The sequence below is a fragment of the Streptomyces sp. NPDC029216 genome (assembly GCF_040648015.1).
Taxonomy (GTDB): domain Bacteria; phylum Actinomycetota; class Actinomycetes; order Streptomycetales; family Streptomycetaceae; genus Streptomyces.
On sequence record NZ_JBEZWL010000067.1, the window covers coordinates 1 to 23,111 of the forward strand.

At 73.8% G+C, this 23,111-nt stretch carries 20 protein-coding genes and 2 pseudogenes; 15 read left to right on the forward strand and 7 right to left on the reverse strand.

Annotated elements, in window-relative coordinates; translation table 11 throughout:
- The 3 genes and pseudogenes from AB0F18_RS23050 to AB0F18_RS23060 all read left to right on the forward strand — a co-directional run.
- Window positions 1–415: pseudogene (locus AB0F18_RS23050) on the forward strand (ATP-binding protein); the annotation flags it as partial.
- Window positions 412–804, forward strand: a complete 393-nt coding sequence (locus AB0F18_RS23055) for a nucleotide pyrophosphohydrolase (RefSeq protein ID WP_362063567.1) — start codon at window positions 412–414, stop codon at window positions 802–804. The pseudogene AB0F18_RS23050 and the gene AB0F18_RS23055, both read left to right, overlap by 4 nt.
- A 122-nt stretch (window positions 805–926) precedes the next feature.
- Window positions 927–1,421 carry a DUF6099 family protein gene (locus AB0F18_RS23060; RefSeq protein WP_362063569.1) on the forward strand — a complete coding sequence of 165 codons (495 nt, stop codon included), beginning with the start codon at window positions 927–929 and terminating at the stop codon, window positions 1,419–1,421.
- A gap of 58 nt (window positions 1,422–1,479) precedes the next feature.
- On the opposite strand, the gene AB0F18_RS23065 is transcribed toward AB0F18_RS23060, so the two are convergent.
- On the reverse strand, window positions 1,480–1,671 hold the full coding sequence (locus AB0F18_RS23065) for a hypothetical protein (RefSeq protein ID WP_362063629.1): 192 nt from the start codon (window positions 1,669–1,671) through the stop codon (window positions 1,480–1,482).
- A 282-nt stretch (window positions 1,672–1,953) separates the two neighbouring features.
- Between AB0F18_RS23065 and AB0F18_RS23070 the strand changes: the two genes are divergently transcribed.
- From AB0F18_RS23070 to AB0F18_RS23110, 9 genes are all read left to right on the forward strand, one after another.
- Window positions 1,954–2,877, forward strand: coding sequence for an LLM class F420-dependent oxidoreductase (locus AB0F18_RS23070; RefSeq protein WP_362063571.1), 924 nt, complete (start codon window positions 1,954–1,956; stop codon window positions 2,875–2,877).
- Window positions 2,878–2,924: 47 nt separating this feature from the next.
- Window positions 2,925–3,806 (forward strand): homocysteine S-methyltransferase, encoded by an 882-nt coding sequence (gene mmuM / locus AB0F18_RS23075; RefSeq protein ID WP_362063573.1) that lies wholly within the window; start codon window positions 2,925–2,927, stop codon window positions 3,804–3,806.
- A 43-nt stretch (window positions 3,807–3,849) separates the two neighbouring features.
- Window positions 3,850–5,355 carry a 3' terminal RNA ribose 2'-O-methyltransferase Hen1 gene (locus tag AB0F18_RS23080; protein ID WP_362063575.1) on the forward strand — a complete coding sequence of 502 codons (1,506 nt, stop codon included), beginning with the start codon at window positions 3,850–3,852 and terminating at the stop codon, window positions 5,353–5,355.
- On the forward strand, window positions 5,352–7,904 hold the full coding sequence (locus tag AB0F18_RS23085) for a polynucleotide kinase-phosphatase (RefSeq protein WP_362063577.1): 2,553 nt from the start codon (window positions 5,352–5,354) through the stop codon (window positions 7,902–7,904). The genes AB0F18_RS23080 and AB0F18_RS23085 overlap by 4 nt, the downstream gene beginning before the upstream one ends.
- Before the next feature lie 189 nt (window positions 7,905–8,093).
- On the forward strand, window positions 8,094–8,561 hold the full coding sequence (locus AB0F18_RS23090; protein WP_362063579.1) for a hypothetical protein: 468 nt from the start codon (window positions 8,094–8,096) through the stop codon (window positions 8,559–8,561).
- Between the two features lie 54 nt (window positions 8,562–8,615).
- Entirely contained in the window at window positions 8,616–9,842 is a 1,227-nt protein-coding gene (locus tag AB0F18_RS23095; protein WP_362063581.1) for an arginine deiminase, read from the forward strand.
- A 145-nt stretch (window positions 9,843–9,987) separates the two neighbouring features.
- A complete protein-coding gene (gene argF / locus AB0F18_RS23100) occupies window positions 9,988–10,998 on the forward strand; it encodes an ornithine carbamoyltransferase (RefSeq protein WP_362063583.1) in 1,011 nt (336 codons plus the stop codon).
- Window positions 10,999–11,110: 112 nt separating this feature from the next.
- Window positions 11,111–11,938, forward strand: a complete 828-nt coding sequence (locus tag AB0F18_RS23105) for an enoyl-CoA hydratase family protein (RefSeq protein ID WP_045945486.1) — start codon at window positions 11,111–11,113, stop codon at window positions 11,936–11,938.
- 10 nt (window positions 11,939–11,948) lie between these two features.
- A complete protein-coding gene (locus AB0F18_RS23110; RefSeq protein WP_362063585.1) occupies window positions 11,949–14,249 on the forward strand; it encodes a bifunctional salicylyl-CoA 5-hydroxylase/oxidoreductase in 2,301 nt (766 codons plus the stop codon).
- A 49-nt stretch (window positions 14,250–14,298) separates the two neighbouring features.
- Here AB0F18_RS23110 and AB0F18_RS23115 read toward each other — a convergent pair whose 3' ends face one another.
- From AB0F18_RS23115 to AB0F18_RS23125, 3 genes and pseudogenes are all read right to left on the reverse strand, one after another.
- Window positions 14,299–15,138, reverse strand: coding sequence for a GNAT family N-acetyltransferase (locus AB0F18_RS23115; RefSeq protein WP_362063587.1), 840 nt, complete (start codon window positions 15,136–15,138; stop codon window positions 14,299–14,301).
- A gap of 327 nt (window positions 15,139–15,465) precedes the next feature.
- Window positions 15,466–16,266, reverse strand: coding sequence for a PaaX family transcriptional regulator C-terminal domain-containing protein (locus tag AB0F18_RS23120; protein WP_362063589.1), 801 nt, complete (start codon window positions 16,264–16,266; stop codon window positions 15,466–15,468).
- Between the two features lie 4 nt (window positions 16,267–16,270).
- A pseudogene (locus AB0F18_RS23125) lies at window positions 16,271–17,891 on the reverse strand (AMP-binding protein).
- A 133-nt stretch (window positions 17,892–18,024) separates the two neighbouring features.
- Here AB0F18_RS23125 and AB0F18_RS23130 point away from each other — a divergent pair.
- The gene (locus tag AB0F18_RS23130) at window positions 18,025–19,149 is read left to right on the forward strand and encodes an acyl-CoA dehydrogenase family protein (RefSeq protein ID WP_362063591.1); all 1,125 of its coding nucleotides are present in this window, start codon (window positions 18,025–18,027) and stop codon (window positions 19,147–19,149) included.
- On the forward strand, window positions 19,146–19,559 hold the full coding sequence (locus AB0F18_RS23135) for a RidA family protein (protein ID WP_362063593.1): 414 nt from the start codon (window positions 19,146–19,148) through the stop codon (window positions 19,557–19,559). The genes AB0F18_RS23130 and AB0F18_RS23135 overlap by 4 nt, the downstream gene beginning before the upstream one ends.
- Window positions 19,560–19,587: 28 nt before the next feature.
- On the opposite strand, the gene AB0F18_RS23140 is transcribed toward AB0F18_RS23135, so the two are convergent.
- Window positions 19,588–19,794: a 4-oxalocrotonate tautomerase family protein gene (locus tag AB0F18_RS23140; protein ID WP_362063595.1), complete on the reverse strand. Its 207-nt coding sequence runs from the start codon at window positions 19,792–19,794 to the stop codon at window positions 19,588–19,590.
- Between the two features lie 43 nt (window positions 19,795–19,837).
- Window positions 19,838–20,584 (reverse strand): SDR family oxidoreductase, encoded by a 747-nt coding sequence (locus AB0F18_RS23145; protein WP_362063597.1) that lies wholly within the window; start codon window positions 20,582–20,584, stop codon window positions 19,838–19,840.
- Between the two features lie 112 nt (window positions 20,585–20,696).
- Between AB0F18_RS23145 and AB0F18_RS23150 the strand changes: the two genes are divergently transcribed.
- Window positions 20,697–21,599 carry a LysR family transcriptional regulator gene (locus AB0F18_RS23150; RefSeq protein WP_362063599.1) on the forward strand — a complete coding sequence of 301 codons (903 nt, stop codon included), beginning with the start codon at window positions 20,697–20,699 and terminating at the stop codon, window positions 21,597–21,599.
- On the opposite strand, the gene AB0F18_RS23155 is transcribed toward AB0F18_RS23150, so the two are convergent.
- Complete coding sequence (locus tag AB0F18_RS23155) at window positions 21,596–22,972, reverse strand: aminopeptidase P family protein (protein WP_362063601.1); 1,377 nt, start codon at window positions 22,970–22,972, stop codon at window positions 21,596–21,598. The genes AB0F18_RS23150 and AB0F18_RS23155 overlap by 4 nt on opposite strands.
- Between the last annotated feature and the right edge of the window lie 139 nt (window positions 22,973–23,111).

The window sequence follows — 23,111 nt, forward strand, 5'->3', positions numbered from 1 at the left end:
CGGACGCTCTTCCGATCTCGGTGCGGGCGGGTGCGGCGCCGCTGCCCGCGGCGGCGGGGCCGGCGGGCCGGTGGAGGCACTGCTGGAGCGGGGCCCCGGGCGGCCCGGCACGGAGTTCGCCCGGCTCGGCGACGGCGAACTCCGCTTCCTGGCGCTGGCCCTCGTCCTGCTCACCGGGCCCGGGGTGCTGGAGGTGGACCCGGCCGCCGAGCTGCCCTCCGCCCGGCAGGCGCTGACCGTGCTCGCCGACGGCCTCGACCGGGGCCTGGACCGGCGGCAGGGCGCCGAACTGCTGCGCCTGGCCCAGCTGTCCGGGGCGCGCGGCCACATCCGGCTGGTGGCGGCGGTCGGCGAGGACACCGCGGGAACCGCACGCGGGGTCCCCGGCGTCTCAGTGGTAGACCTGTCCCCATGAGTGCTGCACCCACGGACGACGGGCCGGAGCCACCGCACGGCGAACGGCTGTACCGACTCCAGCGACGGCTGGCCGCGTTCGCGGCCGCCCGGGACTGGGCCCCGTACCACACGCCCAAGAACCTGGCCGTCGCCCTGAGCGTGGAAGCCTCCGAACTGGTCGAGATCTTCCAGTGGCTGACACCGGAACAGTCAGCGGCGATCATGGAAAAGCCGGAAACCGCACACCGGGTGACCGATGAGGTGGCCGACGTTCTGGCGTATCTGCTGCAGTTCTGTGAGGTTCTCGGGGTGGACGTGCTGGATGCGCTCGCCGCGAAGATCGACCGGAACGAGCACCGTTTCCCGGTGACCGGGACATCGACACCAGATCGTCACTCTTCGGAGTGATGGCGTCTTCCACAACCATGTTTGTGTCCACAGATTTCCGAATACCCCTGGCTTTACTGGCTCGTTGCCTTCACTCTGGGTAGTGGAGATTGGCGGGATGTCGTGCGGACGGGGGACGGCATATGGATGCGGTACGACTCATCGCGGCCGGCCGGCACGCGCTGGCACGGAGCGCTGCTGCCTGGGACATCGTGGGCGAGGCCTGGCAGGCCCAGGCGCTCGCCCAGGGGGTGGGGAGCTGGCTGGCGGTCACCGGGCCGCCGGAGCTGAGAGCGGAGGCACGGGGACTGGGGGAAGCGGGAGGCAGAGGCTGCGGGGCGATAGACCGGGCGGCCCTGGAAGGCGGCGAGGGCCTGGGGCCCGAACAGCCGCCGAGGGCCGCGCAGCTGACGGGGGTGGCCGATGTGCGGCAGGCGCTGCTGGGGCTCCAGGCGCTGCTGGGCGAGGTCGGGATAGCGCTCGTCGGAGTGGCCTGCGCGACGGACGACGAGGGCCTGTACTGGCAGTGCATAGAGTCGATTGACGCGGCGGACGAGTCCAGCGACCGGGTACGGGCCCTGCTGCGCAGGATGGCCGTCCGGGAAGAAGAACGGGGGTCGGCCTCGGGCGTGCTCTGAGGCTCCGGCGCGTCCGGCGGAGGGGCCCCGCGCCGCGCGGGACGGGACCCCCGCGGGGTCAGAAGGGCCGGTCGGAGCGGGGCTCGCTCTCGTACGCGCGGCTGCCCGGGGTGACCGGCGCGGCGGGGGGAGTGCGGTCCGTGGAGTGCTGGAGGTCGGCGTCGAGCTGGGACAGGTCGGCGTTCAGCGCCGCCATCAGCTCCTCCATCTGCTGCAGCAGGCCCTTCGGCGCGCCGCCCTGGGCGGGCACCGCGGCCTCCTGGCGTGCGTGGTCGTGTGCTGCCTGTCCGGTCTGTCCGGGGTACTCGGGCACGGACTCGTGGGACATGGCGGCCTCCTCGGCCCTGGCCCTTCCGGTGCGGAAGGGGGCGGTGGTCGTACCGGCGGGAGGCCGCCGGCGCGCGGGCCGGGCGGTCCGGCTCCGTCCGAGCCAACGATCCCCATCCGCGCTGGTCACTGACGCGGCGGGGGCCGCCCCTCCGGGTTGACGCAGATTCACCCGGCAGGGGAGGGGGAAGGGCAGGATGGAGCCATGGATCTTCGCATTTTCACCGAGCCCCAGCAGGGCGCGAGCTACGACACCCTCCTGACCGTCGCCAAGGCCACCGAAGAGCTCGGCTTCGACGCGTTCTTCCGCTCGGACCACTACCTGCGGATGGGGAACGTCGACGGGCTGCCCGGCCCCACCGACGCCTGGATCACCCTCGCCGGCCTGGCCCGCGAGACCAGGCGGATCCGGCTGGGCACGCTGATGACGGCCGGTACCTTCCGGCTGCCCGGCGTCCTCGCGATCCAGGTGGCGCAGGTCGACCAGATGTCCGGCGGCCGGGTGGAACTCGGCCTGGGCGCGGGCTGGTTCGAGGAGGAGCACAAGGCGTACGGGATCCCCTTCCCAGCGGAGCGGATGGCCCGGCTGGAGGAGCAGCTGGCCATCGTCACCGGCCTCTGGGCCACCGAGGCGGGATCGACGTTCGACTACCGGGGCACCTACTACCAGGTGGAGGACTCCCCGGCCCTGCCCAAGCCGGCCCAGGCCAAGGTGCCCGTCCTCGTCGGCGGGCACGGGGCGCGGCGCACCCCGCGCCTGGCCGCCCGCTACGCGGACGAGTTCAACATGCCGTTCGCCTCGGTCGAGGACAGCCGCCGGCAGTTCGCCCGGGTCCGGAAGGCGGCCGCCGAGACCGGGCGCAAGGGCGACGAGATCGTCTACTCGAACGCCCTGGTGGTGTGCGTGGGCAAGGACGACGCCGAGGTGGCCCGGCGGGCCGCAGCCATCGGCCGTGAGGTCGACGAACTCAAGGCCAACGGCCTCGCGGGCTCCCCGGCCGAGGTCGTCGAGAAGCTCGGCACCTACGCGGCCATCGGCTGCTCCCGCGTCTACCTCCAGGTCCTCGACCTCGACGACCTGGACCACCTGGAGCTGATCGCCGGCCAGGTCATGTCCCAGCTCGGCTGACCCGCCCCGGCCGACCGACCCGCACGACCGGACGGAGAACGACTCCCATGCCCCGCGCGACCGGCCCGCTCGCCGAAACCCTCGCCCGCAGGGCCGTACTCCTGGACGGCGGGCTGAGCAACCAGCTCGCCGACCAGGGCTGCGACCTGTCCGGCGCCCTCTGGACGGGCCGGGTGCTCGCCGAGAGCCCCGGCCAGGTCGAGGCCGCCCACACGGCGTACGTCCGGGCCGGCGCCGAGGTGCTGATCACCGCGAGCTACCAGATCGGCGACGACCCCGGTCTGCTGGAGCGCAGCGTCCGGGTGGCCGACGGCGCGGCGCGCGCCGCCGGGCACGGGGTATGGGTGGCCGCCTCGGTGGGACCGTACGGGGCCGTCCTCGCCGACGGCTCCGAGTACCGGGGCCGGTACGGGCTCGGCCGCGGGGAACTGGCCGCCTTCCACCGCCCCCGCGTCGAGGCGCTGCTCGCGGCGGGGCCGGACGTACTGGCCCTGGAGACCGTCCCCGACACCGACGAGGCCGAGGCCCTGCTGCGGGTCCTGGCCGGGACGGGGGCGCGGGCCTGGCTGAGCTACACCGTCGCGGGCGGCCGCACCCGGGCCGGCCAGCCCCTGGCGGAGGCCTTCGCCCTCGCCGCCGACGCCCCCGAGGTGATCGCGGTCGGCGTCAACTGCTGTGATCCGGCGGACGTGCTGCCCGCGCTGGAGGCGGCCGCGTCCGTCACGGCCAAGCCGCTGCTGGCGTACCCCAACGACGGGTCCGTCTGGGACGCCGGCACCCGCACCTGGCACGCCCCCGTGCACCCCGCCCCCTGGCCCACCGCCGCCTGGCGGGCGGCCGGCGCCCGGCTCGTGGGCGGCTGCTGCCGCGTCGGACCGCCCTGGATCGCCGCTCTCCGCGCCTCCCTCCACCACCCGCCGCCAGTATGAAAATCAGTGGGCGGCCGGAGTGCCCCCGCACATACTGAAGTGCATGTTCCTGACGATCAGCACGACCGGCACCACGGAGAAACCTGCCACTGACCTGGGATTCCTGCTGCACAAGCATCCCGGGAGGACGCAGGCCTTCAGCACCTCCCACGGCACCGCCCACGTGTTCTACCCCGAGGCGACGGACCAGCGCTGCACGGCCGCGCTGCTCCTGGAGGTGGACCCCGTCGCGCTCGTCCGGCGCGGCCAGGGCAAGGGCCGGGGCGGAGCGCCCGACGCCGCGCTCGCGCAGTACGTCAACGACCGGCCGTACGCCGCCTCCTCGCTCCTCGCCGTCGCGCTGAGCGGGGTCTTCCGCACCGCCCTCAAGGGCCAGTGCACCGCCCGGCCCGAACTGCCCGGGCAGGCGCGCCCGCTGCGCGTCGAGATCCCGGTGCTGCCCGCCCGGGGCGGCGCCGGCCTCGTGCGCCGGCTGTTCGGCCCGCTGGGCTGGGACTCCGTGGAGACCGAGCCGATCGCCCTGGACGAGCGGTTCCCCGACTGGGGCGACAGCCGCTACCTGCGGCTGGTGCTGGAGGGCGAGCTCAGGCTGGAGGACGCCCTGCGCCAGCTGTACGTGCTGCTGCCCGTGCTCGACGACTCCAAGCACTACTGGATCGCCCCCGACGAGGTGGACAAGCTGCTGCGCGCCGGAGACGGCTGGCTGGCGGCGCACCCCGAGCACGCGCTCATCACCGCCCGCTACCTGGCCCGCCACAAGCGGCTCACGCAGAGCGCCATGGAACGCCTGGAGCTGGCCCGGCTCGCCGAGTCCGACGGCAGCGAGGCCGAGGAGCTCGACAACGCCGTGGACGAACCCCGCGACACCGGGGAGCGGTCCGTTCCCCTCGCCGCACGCCGCCGCGAGGCGCTCCTCGCCGCGCTGCGCGAGGCCGGCGCGGCCCGGGTCCTCGACCTGGGCTGCGGGGAGGGGCACCTGGTCCAGGCGCTCCTGAAGGACCCCGCGTTCACCGAGATCGCCGGCGTCGACGTGTCGGTGCGGGCCCTGACCGTCGCCGGCCGCCGGCTGCGGCTGGAGCGGCTGGGGGAGCGGCAGAGCTCCCGCGTCCGGCTGTTCCAGGGCTCCCTGGCCTACACCGACAAGCGGCTGGCCGGCTACGACGCGGCCGTGCTCAGCGAGGTCATCGAGCACGTGGACCTGCCCCGGCTGCCCGCGCTGGAGTACGCCGTCTTCGGCTCGGCCCGCCCGCGCACCGTCCTCGTGACCACCCCGAACGTCGAGTACAACGTCCGCTGGGAGTCCCTGCCCGCCGGGCGGGTCCGCCACCGCGACCACCGCTTCGAGTGGACCCGCGAGGAGTTCCGCGCCTGGGCCGGCCGGGTCGCCGCCCGGCACGGCTACGCCGTCGCGTACCGGCCCGTGGGCGACGAGGACCCCGAGGTCGGCCCGCCGACCCAGATGGCCGTCTTCACCCGGGCCGCAGACACCACCGAAAGCGCGGCCACCACCGAAACCGCGGACACCCCGAAGGAGGGCGAGGCGGCATGACGACCCCCACCACCCACCGCGTGCTCCCCGTCACCGACCTGTCCCTCGTCGTCCTCATCGGGGCCACCGGATCCGGCAAGTCCACCTTCGCGCGCAAGCACTTCAAGCCCACCGAGATCCTGTCCTCGGACTACTGCCGGGGCCTGGTCGCCGACGACGAGAACGACCAGAGCGCCAGCAAGGACGCCTTCGAGGTCCTGCACTACATCGCCGGCAAGCGGCTGGCCGCCGGCCGCCTCACCGTCGTGGACGCCACCAGCGTCCAGAAGGAGTCCCGCCGCGAGCTCGTCCGCCTGGCCCGCGAGCACGACGTCCTGCCCATCGCCATCGTCCTCGACATGCCCGAGTCGGTCTGCGCCGAACGCAACGCGGCCCGCCCCGACCGGGCCGGCCTGCCGCGCCGCGTCATCCAGCGCCACCGCTCCGAACTGCGCCGCTCGCTGCGCGGACTGGAGCGCGAGGGCTTCCGCAAGGTGCACGTCCTGCGCACCGTCGAGGAGACGGAGTCCGCCGAGGTGGTGCGGGAGAAGCGCTTCAACGACCTCACCCACCTCACCGGCCCCTTCGACATCATCGGCGACATCCACGGCTGCTCCTCCGAGCTGGAGACCCTGCTCGCCGAGCTCGGCTACGAGGACGGGGTCCACCCCGCCGGGCGCACCGCCGTCTTCGTCGGCGACCTCGTCGACCGCGGCCCCGACAGCCCCGGCGTGCTGCGCCGGGTGATGGGCATGGTCAAGTCCGGCAACGCCCTGTGCGTGCCCGGGAACCACGAGAACAAGCTCGGCCGTTACCTCAAGGGGTCCAAGGTCCAGCAGACCCACGGCCTCGCCGAGACCGTCGAGCAGCTCTCCCGCGAGAGCGAGGAGTTCGTCAAGGAGGTACGGGAGTTCATCGCCGGCCTGGTCAGCCACTACGTCCTCGACGGCGGCAGGCTGGTGGTCTGCCACGCCGGGCTGCCCGAGAAGTACCACGGCCGCACCTCCGGCCGCGTCCGCTCGCACGCCCTCTACGGGGAGACCACCGGCGAGACCGACGAGTTCGGCCTGCCCGTGCGCTACCCGTGGGCCGAGGACTACCGGGGCAAGGCGGCCGTGGTCTACGGCCACACCCCCGTCCCGGACACCAGCTGGATCAACAACACCATCTGCCTCGACACCGGCGCCGTCTTCGGCGGCCGGATGACCGCCCTGCGCTGGCCCGAACGCGAACTGGTCGACGTACCGGCCGAGAAGGTCTGGTACGAGCCGGTCAAGCCGCTGGCCGCCGAGGCGCCCGGAGGCCTCGACGGCCGCCCGCTCGACCTGGCCGACGTGCACGGGCGGCGCGTCGTGGAGACCCGCCACCTGGGCAACGTCGGCGTCCGCGAGGAGAACGCGGCCGCCGCCCTGGAGGTCATGAGCCGGTTCGCGGTCGACCCCCGGCTGGTGCCGTACCTGCCGCCGACCATGGCACCGACCGCCACCTCCCAGGAGGAGGGCTGGCTGGAGCACCCCGCCGAGGCCTTCGCCCAGTACCGGGCCGACGGCATCGCGCGGGTCGTGTGCGAGGAGAAGCACATGGGCTCCCGCGCCACCGTCCTGCTCTGCCGGGACGCCGACGCCGCCCGCGAGCGCTTCGGCGTCGAGGGCGGCCCCACCGGCTCCCTCTACACCCGCACCGGACGCCCCTTCTTCCAGGAGCCCGAGCTCACCGAGGAGTTCCTCGCCCGGCTGCGCGCCGCCGTGGACGGCGCCGGCCTGTGGGAGGAGCTCGGCACGGACTGGCTGCTGCTGGACGGCGAACTGCTGCCCTGGTCGCTGAAGTCCACCGGCCTGCTGCGCAACCAGTACGCCGCCGTGGGCGCGGCCTCCCGCACCGTCCTCCCGGACGCCGTCGCCGCCCTGGCGGCCGCCGAGGCCCGGGGTGTGGACACGGGCGGGCTGCTGGAGCGCCAGCGCGGCCGGGCCGCCGACGCCGCCGCCTTCACCGAGGCCTACCGCCGCTACTGCTGGACCACCGACGGGCTGGACGGCGTACGGTTCGCGCCGTTCCAGCTGCTCGCCGCGGCCGGCCGGTCCCTGGCGGCCGTACCGCACGACGAGCAGCTGGCCTGGCTGGACCGCCTCGCCGACGCCGACGAGCGGTCCGCCGCCCCGCTGCTGCGCCGCACCCGCCGGGTGTACGTGGACACCGCCGACGCGACGTCCGTCCGCGCGGGCACCGACTGGTGGCTGGAGCTGACCGCCGCCGGCGGCGAGGGCATGGTCGTCAAACCGCTCCAGGCCTACGCCCGGGACGGCAAGGGACGGCTGGTCCAGCCGGGGCTGAAGGTGCGCGGGCGCGAGTACCTGCGGATCATCTACGGCCCGGAGTACACCCGCCCCGACCAGCTGGAACGGCTGCGCCAGAGGTTCCTCGGGCACAAGCGCTCGCTCGCCCTGCGCGAGTACGCGCTCGGGCTGGAGGCGCTGGACCGGCTGGCGGCGGCGGAGCCGCTGTGGCGGGTCCACGAGGCGGTCTTCGCCGTCCTCGCCCTGGAGTCGGAGCCGGTGGACCCCCGGCTGTGACGTGAGAGCACCGCGTAAAGCGGCGGCCCCCGTACGGCCTCGAATTAGGTCGTATGGGGGAACTTTCACGGAGAAGGCCGGGGAAACCGGCAGCGGGATCGTTCAACCAGGGCAGCGGAGTGTCCGCAAACCAGGAAGGACGGAACGTCACCTATGAAGATGACCGCGCGCGGAAGCCTTGCGGCGCTCATGACCTGTATGGCCGCGGCCGCCGCGGCCACCCCGGCCGTGGCAGCCCCGGTTCCGGTGGGAGTGCCGCTGGAGGCCGTGGAGACCACGCTGGGCGTGCCCACGCCCCGGGTGGCCACGGCCGTCCCGATCCCCGTCGTAGGCGCCCCGGAGGCGCCGGTGCTCCACAAGGGCGACCTGCTTCCGACCCCGTTGCTCCCGGCCGTCCCGGTCGCCACCGACCTGGGCCTGACCAAGGTCGCCTCCCCGGTGCCCAACCTGCTGGGCTCCCCGGAGACGGACGGCGAGGGCTCCGTGGAGTCCCCGGCGGGCACCCTGCTCACCCGGACCCCCGGCGCGGTCCTCGGTGCCCCGCTGACCATGCCCGACGCCGACAACTACGGCATCCCGAACGTGACCACCCCCAAGCTGGGCCTGGTCGCCCCGGAGCTCATCGGCGCCCCGTCGGCGCTTCTCGGCCTGCGCTGAGCCGCACATCCGACGCCGGGTCAGAAAGCCGTTCGGTCTGGGTACGTGTACGGCATGGGATTCCATGTCGACTCCGAGACCGGGCGGCTCCGCCGCGTCATCCTCCACCGCCCCGACCTGGAGCTGAAGCGGCTCACACCAAGCAACAAGGACGCCCTGCTCTTCGACGACGTGCTGTGGGTGCGCCGGGCCCGCCAGGAGCACGACGGCTTCGCCGACGTGCTCCGCGACCGGGGCGTGGCCGTCCACCTCTTCGGGGACCTGCTCCGTGAGGCCCTCGACATCACCGAGGCGCGCCACCTCGTACTGGACCGGGTCTTCGACGAGAAGGAGTACGGGCCCCTCGCCACCGACCACCTGCGTTCGGTCTTCGACGCACTGCCCTCGGCCGAGCTGGCGGAGGCGCTGGTCGGCGGCATGACGAAGCGGGAGTTCCTGGAGCGGCACGCGGAGCCGGTGTCGGTGCGCTTCCACGCGCTGGACCTGGACGGCTTCCTGCTGGGGCCGCTGCCCAACCACCTCTTCACCCGCGACACCTCCGCCTGGATCTACGACGGGGTGTCCATCAACGCCATGCGCTGGCCGGCCCGGCAGCGCGAGACCGTGCACTTCGAGGCGATCTACCGGCACCACCCCCTCTTCACCGGCTCGGGCCCCTTCCACTACTGGTCGCAGGGCCAGCCGGACTACCCCTCGACCATCGAGGGCGGGGACGTCCTGGTCATCGGCAAGGGGGCCGTCCTGATCGGGATGAGCGAGCGGACCACCCCGCAGGCGGTGGAGATGCTGGCCCGGGGCCTGTTCGCGGCCGGGTCGGCGTCGGTCATCGTGGCGCTCGACATGCCCAAGCGGCGGGCCTTCATGCACCTGGACACGGTGATGACGATGGTCGACGAGGAAACGTTCACCCAGTACGCCGGGCTCGGCATGCTGCGCTCGTACACGATCCGGCCGGGGCGGGGGGCCAGCGAGCTCCAGGTGAGCGACCACCCGCCGGAGCACATGCACCGGGCCATCGCGTCCGCGCTCGGTCTGGACAAGGTGCGGGTGCTGACCGCGGGGCAGGACGTGCACTCGGCCGAGCGCGAGCAGTGGGACGACGGGTGCAACGTGCTGGCCGTGGAGCCCGGGGTGGTCGTCGCCTACGAGCGGAACGTGACCACCAACACCCACCTGCGCAAGGAGGGCATCGAGGTGATCGAGATCCCGGGCAGCGAGCTGGGGCGGGGCCGGGGCGGCCCGCGCTGCATGAGCTGCCCGGTGGAACGGGACGCCGTGTGAGCGCAGGCTGAGGGGTGCGGGCCGGTGACCACCGGGGCGGGCGCGGCGCGCGCGATCGGGCGGATGTGATCCACCAGACTGAATATGAATACAGTGGATCGTATAGACTTCCAGAATCCCCTGTCAGCGCCCCCCTGGAGTCCCGATGGCCACCGACCTCTTCGGCCGCAGTTTCCTCAAGGAGCTCGACTTCACCGCCGCCGAGTTCCGCGGCCTGGTCGAGCTCGCCGCCGAACTCAAGGCGGCCAAGAAGGCCGGCACCGAGGAGCGCCGCCTCCAGGGCAGGAGCATCGCGCTGATCTTCGAGAAGACCTCCACGCGCACCCGCTGCGCCTTCGAGGTCGCCGCCGCCGACCAGGGCGCCCACACCACCTACCTCGACCCTTCCGGCTCCCAGATCGGGCACAAGGAGACCGTCCGGGACACGGCACGGGTGCTCGGCCGGATGTTCGACGGCATCGAGTACCGGGGCGACAGCCAGCAGGCGGTCGAGGAGCTCGCCGCGTACTCCGGCGTGCCCGTCTTCAACGGCCTCACCGACGACTGGCACCCCACCCAGATGCTCGCCGACGTGCTCACCATGACCGAGCACTGCGCCAAGCCGCTGGAGCGGATCGCCTTCGCCTACCTGGGCGACGCCCGCTTCAACATGGGCAACTCGTACCTGGTGACCGGTGCGCTGCTGGGCATGGACGTACGGATAGTCGCGCCGAAGGAGTACTGGCCGGCCGAGGCCGTCGTGGCGCGGGCCCGCGAGCTGGCCGCGTCCAGCGGGGCGCGCATCACCCTGACCGAGGAGGTCGCGGAGGGTGTGACGCAGGCCGACTTCGTGGCCACGGACGTCTGGGTCTCGATGGGCGAGCCCAAGGAGGTCTGGGACGAGCGGATCGCGGCCCTGGCCCCGTACGCCGTCACCACGGACGTGCTGCGCGCGACCGGGAACCCGGACGTGCGGTTCCTGCACTGCCTGCCCGCCTACCACGACCTCGGCACCAAGGTGGCCCAGGAGGTCCACGAGCGGCACGGGCTGGAGTGGCTGGAGGTTTCGGACGAGGTGTTCGAGTCGGCGCACTCCGTCGTCTTCGACGAGGCGGAGAACCGGCTGCACACCATCAAGGCCGTGCTCGTCGCGACGATGGCGAAGCCGGCCGCATAGTCATACGGGCAGGGCGCGGGGGTCGTCGGCCGGCCGGGCGCGGTCGGCGACCCGTTCCCCGTGTGTCGCGTTTCCGTGACGGCAGTCACAAGTCGGTGATAGCGTCGTACGCGTGAGCCCCTTCACCGGTTCCACACCAGCGACCGAACGGTGGCGCCACCTGCGGGTGACCCGGCAGGACGGCATCGCCACCGTCACCCTCGACCGCCCCGAGAAGCTGAACGCGCTCACCTTCGGCGCCTACGCCGACCTGCGCGATCTGCTCGCCGAACTCTCCCGGACCCGTTCCGTCCGCGCCCTCGTGCTCGCCGGCGAGGGCCGCGGCTTCTGCTCCGGCGGGGACGTGGACGAGATCATCGGCGCCACCCTCGCCATGGACACCTCCGACCTCCTCGACTTCAACCGGATGACCGGCCAGGTGGTCCGCGCCGTCCGCGAATGCCCGTTCCCCGTGATCGCCGCCGTGCACGGGGTGGCCGCGGGCGCCGGAGCCGTACTCGCCCTCGCCGCCGACTTCCGCATCGCCGACCCCACCGCCCGCTTCGCGTTCCTCTTCACCCGCGTCGGACTCTCCGGCGGCGACATGGGCGCCGCCTACCTGCTGCCCCGGGTCGTCGGCCTCGGCCACGCCACCCGGATCCTGATGCTCGGAGAGCCCGTACGGGCCCCCGAGGCGGAGCGGATCGGGCTGCTCAGCGAGCTCGTCGACGAGGGCAAGGCCGACGCCAGGGCCGCCGAACTGGCCGCCCGGCTCGCCGCCGGACCCGCCCTGGCCCACGCCCAGACCAAGGCCCTGCTCACCGCCGAACTGGACATGCCGCTGGCCGCCTCGGTGGAGCTGGACGCCAGCACCCAGGCCCTGCTGATGCACGGCCAGGACTACGCCGAGTTCCACGCCGCCTTCACCGGGAAGCGGCCGCCGCAGTGGAAGGGCAGGTAGCGCCGTGTCCGTGTCCGGGTCCCCCTCCGCGTCCGGTTCCCCCGCGGCGGCCGCGTCCCTGCAACGGGTGGCCGTTGTCGGCGGGGGACCGGGCGGGCTCTACGCCGCCGCACTGCTCGCCCGGCAGGGGCACGCCGTCGACCTGTGGGAGCGGAACGCCCCCGACGACACCTTCGGCTTCGGTGTCGTCCTCTCCGACGAGACCCTGGGCGGCATCGAACGTGCCGACACGGCCGTCCACGCCGCCCTCGCCGCCGAGTTCGTCCGCTGGGACGACGTGGACATCGTCCACCGGGGCCGGCTGCTGACCTCCGGCGGCCACGGCTTCGCCGCCCTCGGCCGGCGCCGGCTCCTGGAGATCCTGCACGCCCGCTGCGAGGCCCTCGGCGTCCGGCTCCGCTTCCGCGCCGAGGCGCCCGACGCCTGGACCCTCGCCCCCTCCTACGACCTGGTCGTCGCGGCCGACGGGGTGCACAGCGCCACCCGCGAGAGCGGCGCCGCGCACTTCCGGCCCACCGTCACCCCCGGCCGCTGCCGTTACGTCTGGCTCGCCGCCGACTTCGCCTTCGACGCCTTCCGCTTCGAGATCGCGGAGACCGAGCACGGCATCATGCAGCTGCACGCCTACCCGTACTCCGCCGACTCCTCCACCGCCATCGTCGAGATGCGGGAGGAGGTCTGGCGGGCGGCCGGCCTCGACCTGTGCGACGAGGCCGAGTCCGCCGCCCGCTGCGCCAAGACCTTCGAAGAGGCACTGCGGGGCAGGCCGCTGCGCGGCAACCGCTCCGCCTGGACCCGGTTCCACACCGTCGTCAACGAACGCTGGTCGCACGGCAACGTGGTCCTGCTCGGCGACGCCGCCCACACGGCCCACTTCTCCATCGGCTCCGGAACCAAACTCGCCGTCGAGGACGCCCTCGCCCTCGCCGAGGCCGTGGCCGCACACCCCGAGGTCCCCGACGCCCTCGCCGCGTACGAGGCCGACCGCAGACCCGCCGTGGCCAGCACCCAGCGGGCCGCCGCCGCCAGCATGCGCTGGTTCGAGGAGCTCGGCGGCTACGTCGGCCAGCCCGCCCGGCAGTTCGCCTTCAACCTCCTCACCCGCAGCCGCCGCGTCACCCACGAGAACCTGCGGCTGCGCGACCCCCGCTTCACCCGCGCGGTGGAGGCCGACTTCGGCTGCCCGCAGGAGGGGCCCGACGGGCCGGTGACCCCGCCCATGTTCACCCCGCTCACCCTGCGCGGGCTGACCCTGCGCAACCGGGTCGTCGTCTCGCCGATGGACATGTACTCCGCGGTGGACGGGGTCCCGGGCGACTTCCACCTCGTGCACCTGGGCGGGCGGGCCCTGGGCGGGGCCGGGCTGGTCATGACCGAGATGGTGTGCGTCAGCGCCGAAGGCCGGATCACCCCCGGCTGCGCCGGCCTGTGGACGGCCGGGCAGGCGGCCGCCTGGAAGCGGATCGCCGACTTCGTCCACGCCTCCGCGCCCGGCACCGCCCTCGGCCTCCAGCTCGGCCACTCCGGCCGCAAGGGCTCGACGCGGCTCATGTGGGAGGGCATGGACGAGCCGCTCCCGGAGGGCAACTGGCCCCTCGTCGCCGCCTCCGCCCTGCCCTACAAACCCGGCGTCTCCGCCGTCCCGCGCGCCCTGGACGCCGCCGACCTCGCCGCGATCCGCTCCGATTTCGCGGCGGCCGCCGTACGGGGCGCCGACTGCGGGTTCGACCTGCTGGAACTGCACTGCGCGCACGGCTACCTGCTCTCCGGCTTCCTCTCCCCGCTCACCAACCACCGCGAAGACGCCTACGGCGGCACCCTGGAGAACCGGCTGCGCTTCCCCCTGGAGGTCTTCGACGCCGTCCGCGAGGTCTGGCCCGCGGACCGCCCCATGACGGTCCGGCTCTCGGCGACCGACTGGGCCCCCGGCGGCACCACGCCGCAGGAGGCCGAGCGGATCGCGGCCGCCTTCGCGGCGCACGGCGCCGACGCCGTGGACGTGTCCACCGGGCAGGTGGTCGCGGACGAGGCCCCGGAGTACGGGCGCTCGTACCAGACCCCCTACGCCGACCGGATCCGCAACGCGCTGGGCATCCCCGTGATCGCCGTCGGCGCGATCTCCTCCTGGGACGACGTCAACTCCCTGCTGCTGGCCGGCCGCGCCGACCTGTGCGCCCTCGGCCGGCCGCACCTGTACGACCCGCACTGGACCCTGCACGCCGCCGCCGACCAGGGCTACGCGGGACCGGGCGCGCCCTGGCCCGCGCCGTACCGGGCGGGCAGCCGCAAGCCGCCCACCGGGAAGGGGTGAGGCGGCTCCTCGACGCCCGCTCCGCGGGTCCCGCCGCGCGGCCCGGGCCTCAGGCGCGGACCAGTTCGAGGCGGTCCTCGACCGGGGTGAAGCCCAGGCGCCGGTAGACGCCGTTGCTGGTGGGGTTGGCCAGGTCGGTGAAGAGGAGCACCTCGGTCGCGCCTGCCGCGTGCGCCGCCTCGACGGTTGCGTGCGTCACCCCGGCGGCGTAGCCGCGGCCCCGCTCGGCGGGCGGGGTGTAGACGGGGCCGATGCGGGAGGCGGCGCAGACCGGGCGGGAGAAGCCGGCCAGCGAGACGGGTCTGGCGTCGTGTTCCCAGACGAGGAACCCGCCGTACGAGACCCGGTCGCGCAGGGAGGCCTCGGACGGGGTGGCGGGGAGGTCGCACTCCCGGTTGAACTCCGCCGTCCACCGCGCGAGCAGCGGCAGGTCCGCCTCGGTGGCGCGGCGGGCCCGGCCCCGGGGGGCGGGGTCGGGGGCGGCTAGGGTGCCCAGCCGGTACAGGCGGAGCTCCTGGGCGACCCGGGTCGGTGTGCCCCAGGCCGCCGCGACGGCCGCCGCGTCGGCGGCGCGGGCGTTGAGGCCCTCGACCCGGGTGAGGAGCGGCTCGGCGCGGAGCGCGCCGCCCAGGGCCCGGACCGCCTCGGCGGGCAGGACGCCGAGCAGCAGCGGGAACGGCGGTGTGTGCAGGAGGGCTCCGTCGACGGTGCCGTCGGGGCCGGTCCACCAGCCGAAGAGGGGCCCGGTGTCCCCGTAGGCGTGCGGGCCGCGCCGCTCCAGGGCGTCGATGACGGTCAGGAGGGTGGTGTTGACGACGGGATGCGCGGCCACGGTCGGGCGCGCGGCGGTCAGATAGGCCGCCAGATCAGTGCTGAAGGTCCATGTCATGCCCCATCGTGGCGGGCCCGGAGAGGCGGCCGCACCGGGTTTTTCCGGGGGCGCGCGGGGCGGTGGGCGCGCGCTCCCCCGGGCGGGGGAGAGGGTCCCCTCGCGTGGGGGAGGAGCGGGGCCCGCGCCGCTGGGATCTTGGGATTGCGAGCAGGAGGAGGGCTCCGCCGGTCGCGGCGGGCCATCGGACGAGGAGGAACCATGAGCACGCACACCATGAGCACGCACACCATGAGCACGCACACCATGAGCACGCACACCATGGGCACGCACATCATCCCGGCGGAGTACGCCCCGGCCACCGCCCGTATCGCGGGCCCGGCGGCGCTACGGCTGGACGAAGCGGGCGCCCGCGTCGCGCAGCCGGGCGTGCAGCTCGGCGAAGACCGCCGCGGCCCGGTCCCCGGGCCAGTCCGCCGGGAGCAGCTCCCGCGGCAGCCCCGGGTCGGCGTAGGGCAGCCGCCGCCAGGTGTCCAGGGCCGGCAGGTAGGCCCGGTAGGCGGCCTCGGGGGTGGGTTCGGGGCCCGACTGGAGGGCGCGCAGGGTCGGTTCGTGCAGGTCGAGGAACTCCTCGTGCTGCTTGGCCAGTGCGGTCAGGTCCCACCAGCGGGCCACCGCCTCGGCCGTCGGGGCGAAGCCGAGGTGGGCGCCGCGGAAGAGCTCCACGTAGGCGGTCAGGTGCAGCCGCTCCAGGGTGTGCCCGGTCTCCTCGGCCAGCTGGCCCGGCGCGATCCACACCCCGGGGGCCACCGACCCGAAGCCCAGCCGGGCCAGGCGCGAGCGCAGCAGGTGCCGCTTGTGCCGCTCCTGCTCCGGTACGGAGAAGACGGCGACCAGCCATTCCTGCGAGACGGGTACGGCTCCGTAGATCCGCCGGTCCCCGTCCTCCAGCAGCAGCCGGGCCTCCTCGGAGGGCTCGTACCCGGCCGATCCGTCCGCGGCCTTCGCGGGCACGAGGAAGCCGCGCCGCTTGAGCCGGGACACCGAGGAGCGGACGGAGGGCGCGTCGACGCCGGCCGCGCCCAGCAGGCGGACCAGCGCGGACACCGGGACGGCGCCGTCGAAGGACCGCCCGTAGGCTCCGTAGAAGGTGACGATCAGGGATCGCGGAGTGTGCTGCTCGACCACGGGTTCACTCTAGATCGCGCAGCCGGAACCGCTGAAGTTTGCCGGTGGGGGTCCGGGGCAGGGCGGGCAGGAAGACGAAGGAGCGCGGGCACTTGTGGGGGGGGCAGCTCCCCCTTCATGAAGGTCCGCAGCCCCTCCTCCGTCAGCACGGCCCCCTCGCGCGGCACGGTGTAGGCCACCACGATCTGCCCGCGCCGTTCGTCCGGGCGGCCCACGACCGCGACCTCGGCCACGTCGGGATGGCGCAGCAGTGCCTCCTCCACCTCCGGGCCCGCGATGTTGTAGCCCGAGGAGATGATCATGTCGTCGGCGCGGGCGACGTAGCGGAAGTAGCCGTCGGGGTCGCGGACGTAGGTGTCACCGGTGAGGTTCCAGCCGTCCCGTACGTATTCGCCCTGGCGGGGGTCGGCCAGGTAGCGGCAGCCGACCGGCCCGCGGACGGCCAGCAGCCCGGGTTCGTTGTCCGGCACGGGCCGGCCGGAGGGGTCCACGACACGTGCCTGCCAGCCGGGGACGGCCCGGCCGGTGGTGCCGGGGCGGATGTCCTCGTCGGCGGCGGAGATGAAGATGTGGAGCAGTTCGGTGGCGCCGATGCCGTTGATGATCCGCAGCCCGGTGCGCTCGTGCCAGGCCTGCCAGGTGGCGGCGGGCAGGTTCTCGCCGGCGGAGACGCAGCGGCGCAGTGCGGACAGGTCGTAGGCGCCGGTGTCGTAGGGGCCCAGGGTGTCCAGCATCGAGCGGTAGGCGGTGGGGGCCGTGAACAGGACGGTGACCCGGTGTTCGGAGAGGGCGGGCAGCAGACGGCGGGGTGTGGCGTCCTCCAGCAGCAGGGCGCAGGCCCCGGCGCGCAGCGGGAAGACGACCAGTCCGCCCAGGCCGAAGGTGAACCCGAGGGGCGGACTGCCGGCGAACACGTCGTCGGGGCGGGGTCTGAGGACGGTGCGGGAGAAGGTGTCGGCGACGGCGAGGAGGTCGCGGTGGAAGTGCATACAGCCCTTGGGGCGGCCCGTGGTCCCGGAGGTGAAGGCGATGAGGGCCACGTCGTCGGCGGAGGTCTCGACGGCGGGGTAGGGCGTGCGGTGGGCTTCGGCCAGCCGCAGGAGGTCGTCCGGGGTACCGCCGCCGTAGGGGGTGATCCGCAGCCCGGGGACCTCGGCCCTGGCCAGGTCGTCGAGGGCGCCGGCGTGGCACAGGGCGTGCTGGACCCGGGCCATGGAGCACACCGTCGCCAGTTCCTGGGCGCGCTGCTGGGCCAGGACGGTGACGGCCACCGCTCCCGCCTTCATCACGGCCAGCCAGCAGGCGGCGAGCCAGGGACCGGTGGGGCCGCGCAGCAGCACCCGGTTGCCGGGGACGACGCCGAGGTCGACAGTGAGGGCGTGGGCGAGGCGGTCGACGCGCTCGCGCAGCTCCCCGTACGACCACACCTCGCCCGAGCCGCCGCGGAAGGCGGGCCGGTCGGGACCGAACCGGCCGATGGTGGCGTCGAGCAGTTCGGCACCGCAGTTCAGCCGGTCCGGATAGGCCAGTTCGGGCAGCTCGAAGAGGAGCTGCGGCCAGGCGTGGGCGGGCGGCAGGTTGTCGCGGGCAAAGGTGTCGGTGTGGGCGGAGGGCTTGAGCTCCAAGGCGGGTTCGCCCCCTTGCGACGTCCGGATTGGGGTGGAGCCGGCCGTGCTGATCTGTCCAGAGCGTATCGTGATGGTGACGGCAGTCAACAGGACGCGATAGAGGAACTCGACGGGACTTGGGGGCTTTCGGATGGCCGGATTCGCGCTCGGTGTGCAGGAAGAGGAGTGGTGCGCGCAGTTGCGCGCCCTGTCGGAGCGGCGGCTGAGGCCGCTCGCCGAAAAGGGCGAGCCCGGCCGGGTGAACCGGCCGCTGCTGGCGGAGCTGGGGGAACTGGGTCTGCTGGAGCGGGTCTTCGGCTCCGGAGCGCTGGAGCTGTGCCTGCTGCGGGAGTCCCTCGCCTACGGGTGCACGGAGGCGGAGACGGCCCTGGCCCTCCAGGGGCTCGGGGGCCATCCGGTGCTGCGGTCGGGGAGCGCGGCCCAGCGGGAGCGGTGGCTGCCGGGGGTCCGGGCGGGGCGGCTGGTGGCGGCGTTCGCGCTGAGCGAGCCGGGGGCCGGCTCCGACGCGGCGGCCCTGGCCCTGGCGGCCGCCCAGGACGGGCCGGGCTGGCGGCTGGAGGGGGCCAAGTGCTGGATCTCCAACGCCCCCGAGGCCGATTTCTACACCGTCTTCGCCCGGACGGGTGAGGCGCCGGGCGCGAAGGGCATCACCGCATTCCTGGTCCCGGCGGACCGGCCGGGGCTGACGGGAGAGGCCCTGGACATGCTCTCGCCGCACCCGATCGGCTCCCTCTCCTTCGAGGGGGTGCGGGTCGGCCGGGAGGACGTCCTGGGCGAGCCGGGGCAGGGGTTCCGGGTCGCGATGGAGACCCTGAACCTCTTCCGGCCGAGCGTGGGGGCCTTCGCGGTCGGCATGGCGCGGGCCGCGCTGGACGCGACGCTGGCGCACACCGCCGGCCGCACCGCCTTCGGCGGGGTGCTGGCCGACCTCCAGGCGGTCGCGCACCGGGTGGCGGAGATGGCCACCCGCACCGAGGCCGCCCGGCTGCTCGTGTACGCGGCGGCCGGCGCGTACGACAGCGGCGCCCCGGACGTGCCGCGCCGGGCGGCGATGGCCAAGCTCCTCGCGACGGAGACGGCCCAGTATGTGGTCGACCACGCCGTCCAGCTGCACGGGGCGGCCGCCCTGCGCCGGGGCCATCTGCTGGAGCACCTGTACCGGGAGGTGCGGGCCCCCAGGATCTACGAGGGGGCCAGCGAGGTGCAGCGGAGCATCATCGCGAAGGAGCTCTACCGGGGGGTGACGGCCCGATGAGCCCCGACCGGCCCGGCCTGGACCGGATCAACCCGCAGGAGCTGTCCCCGGCGACGGGCTTCTCCCACGCCGTCACCGCCACCGGGGGCCGGCTGGTCTTCCTGGCCGGGCAGACCGCGCTCGACGGCTCCGGCAAGGTGGTGGGGCAGACCCTGCCGGAGCAGTTCGAGCGCGCCCTGACCAACCTCCTGGCGGCCCTGGCGGCGGCCGGCGGTGCCCCCTCGGACCTGGCCCGGGTCACGGTGTACGCGGTGGACGTGGAGGACTACCGCGCCCACGCCGGCGAACTGGGCCGGATCTGGCGCCGGCTGGCGGGGCGTGACTATCCGGCGATGGCCGTGGTGGGAGTGGTCCGCCTCTGGGACACCGAGGCCCAGCTGGAACTGGACGGGATAGCGGTGCTCCCGTAGCCGCCGCTCCAGGGGCCGGGGTCGGAGGCTAGGAGCGGGTCCGGCGGCGGTACTCCTCGGTCGGGACCCCGCCCACGCCCCAGTCCTCCAGGGGGACCTCGTCGATGAGGACGAAGGTGGTGGCGGGGTCCTTGTCGAGGACCCTGACCAGCAGGTCGGTGACGCCCGCGATGATCTCGGCCTTCTGGGCGGCGGTGGCACCCTCACGGGTGATCTTGACGTTGACGTACGGCACGGCGGAAGTCCTTTCGGGGAAGGGGGAGGAGTGCGGTGAAGGGTCAGGGGCGGCCGGTGACGTAGCCGCCGTCCACGCGCAGGGCGTGCCCGGTGACGAACTCGGCCCGCGCCAGGTAGAGCACCGCCTCGGAGATCTCGGAGACCTCGCCGACCCGGTCCAGCAGGGCGAGCGAGCCGAAGGAGTCCACGTCGGAGCCCGCGTGCAGCGGGGTGCGGACCATCCCGGGCGCCACGAGGTTGACGCGGATCCCGTCGGCCGCGAGCTCGGCGGCCAGACTCGTCGTCAGGGCGTGCACCCCGGCCTTGCTGACCACCGGCGCGGAGGCCGGGACGCCGGCCAGCGCGTGGTCCACCAGCACGGTGCCGATGTTGACGATGCTGCCGCCCCGGCCCTGGGTGCGCAGCGCCCGTACCACGGCCTGGGTGGTGAGGTAGGTGCCCTTGAGGTTGCCGGTCAGGAAGCCGTCGAGCTCCTCCTCGGTGACCTCGGTGAAGGGCCTGGTGGCGAAGGTGCCGGCGTTGTTGACCAGGACGTCGATGCCGCCGAAGCGCTCCAGCGCGGTGCGGACGAGGGCCTCGCCGGTCTCCGGCTCGGCGATGCTGCCCGCGACCCAGGCGGTGCGCTCCGGCCGGCCGAGGCCGGCGGCGGCCTTGGCGAGGCGGTCGGCGTCCCGGCCGCCCAGGACGACGTTGGCGCCGTCGGCCAGGAAGGCGCGGGCGATGTCCAGCCCGATGCCGCTGGAGGCGCCGGTGATCACGGCGGTGGTACGGGCGGTGGTGTCGGTCATGGTTCTGGTGCCTTTCGGGGGCGAATCGGTTCGTCGGGGCGACACCAGAAACGTATGAGCCTTCAACTCATAACACCACGACGGATATTGGAGCATGTAATAATCCCAGGTTATGGATGTGGATCTGCGTGACCTGGAGCTCCTGGAGGCCACCGCCGCCGCCGGCTCCCTGACCGCCGCCGCCGAACGGCTCTACGTCAGCCAGCCCGCCCTCAGCCAGCGGCTGACCCGCCTGGAGGACCGCCTCGGCATGCGGCTCTTCGACCGGCAGGGCCGCCGCCTGGTCCCCAACGCCGCGGGCCGCCGGATGCTCGTCGCGGCCCATCACATCCTCGGCGAACTGGAGTCGGCCACCCGCGACCTGCGGGAGATCCGCGACGGCCGCGACCGGCGGGTGCGCTTCACCGCCCAGTGCAGCACCACCTTCCCGTGGCTGCCGCCCGTGCTGCGCGCCTTCCGCGCACGCGAGCCGGACATCGACGTGCGGATCGCGACGACGCCCGACGACGCCCCGATCCCGGCCCTCCTCGCGGACCAGGTCGACGTGGCGCTGGTCACCAAGCCGGACGTGCAGATGGACAGGGTGACCCTGACCCGGCTCTTCGACGACGAGATGGTGGCGGTGGTCCCCGCCGGGCACCCGTGGGCCGACCGCGCGCACCTGACCGCCCGTGACTTCGACGGAGCCGACCTCGTCCTCTACGACTTCTACGACCAGAAGCGCATCCCGTCGATGCCGCTGCCCCTCCCCGCCGGGGCCCGTCCCGGCCGGATCACCACGATGCCGGTGGTGACCGACCTGGTGATCGAGATGGTGGCGGGCGGCCAGGGGGTGACCGTGCTGCCGAACTGGGTGGCGGCCCCGTACACCGCCTCGCACGGCCTCGCGATGGTCCGCATCGGGGCGCAGCCGCTGACCCGGACCTGGTTCTGCGCCACCCGCCCCGGCCCCCACCCTCCCCACCTCGACACCTTCGTGGAGGAACTCGTGACCCGCCTCAGGGCCCGGGCCTAGGAGGCGGAGTCGAGGAGGGCGCCCATCCACTCCTCGATGCCGGACACCGTGCGCGGCAGGGCGCCGGACATCAGGCGGGCCCCGTCGGAGGTGATGACGAGGTCGTCCTCGATGCGCACGCCCATGCCGCGCAGTTCGGCCGGCAGGGTCTCGTCGTCCGGCTGGAGGTAGAGGCCCGGCTCGACGGTGAGGACCTGGCCCTCCTCCAGGACGCCGTCCAGGTACGTGTCGGCGCGCGCCTGGGCGCAGTCGTGGACGTCGAGGCCGAGCATGTGGCCGCTGCTGCACAGGGTGTAGCGCCGGTGCAGGTCGCCCTCGGCGTCCTTGAGCACGCCCCATTCGGCGAGGCCCTCGGCGATGACGCGCATGCCGGCCCGGTGGAAGTCGCGGAAGCTCGCGCCGGGCCGCAGGGCGGCGATACCGGCCTCCTGGGCGGCGAGCACCAGCTCGTAGACCTGCTTCTGGACGGGGGAGAAGCGCCCGGACAGCGGCAGGGTGCGGGTGATGTCCGCGGTGTAGAGGCTGTCGGTCTCCACGCCCGCGTCCAGCAGCAGGAGTTCGTCCCGGTCCAGCCGTCCGTCGTTGCGGATCCAGTGCAGCACGCAGGCGTGCGCGCCGGAGGCGGCGATGGTCTCGTAGCCGAGCCCGTTGCCCTCGGCGCGGGCCCGCAGGCTGAAGACCCCCTCGATCCAGCGTTCGCCGCGCGGGTGGGCGAGGGCCGTGGGCAGGGCCCGTACGGCGTCCTCGAACCCGGCGGTGGTGTGGTCGACGGCGAGCTGGAGCTGGTCGACCTCCCAGGCGTCCTTGACGAGCCGGAGCTCCGAGAGGGCGGAGGCCAGGGCGGTGTCGGTCGCGGCGTTGCGGCCCGTGGGGGAGCCGAGCGCGTCGAGGTGGGCGCAGCGCACGCCGGTGAGCCGCTCGGCCTCGGCGAGGTCGGGGCGCCGGCCCACCCAGAACTCGCCGTAGCGGCGGTCCCGGTAGAACTCCTCGGTGCCGTCGGAGCGGTCGGAGCGGGGGCGCAGGTAGAGGACGGCCTCGTGGCCGTGCGGCCCGGCGGGCTCCAGGACCAGCACGTGGCCCACCTGGTCCTCGCCCGTCAGTCCGGTGAGCCAGGCGTACGCGCTGTGCGGGCGGAAGCGGAAGTCGCTGTCGTTGGAGCGGACCCTCAGCTCGCCGGCCGGGACGATCAGCCGCTCGCCGGGGAAGCGGGCGGAGAGCCGGGCGCGGCGGGCCGGGGTGACGTCGTACGCGGTCACCCGGGTGCCGGCCGGCAGCGGCGAGGGCGCCCAACTTCCCGCCATGAAGCGGGACAACCCGGCTGATACGGGGAGGTCGTGGCTGCCGGTGTTCAGGCGGGAGGAGGTGTCGGACACGGAGGCTCCCTCAAGAAGGACTGAACTGGGGGGCGCACAGGTCTTGCCAGTGCAATTTCACATTACTATGTTACAGCTCACACCGCGGCACATTAATCCCCGTCAAACGCCGTGTGACGCAGGGCAGTTCACGCACCAC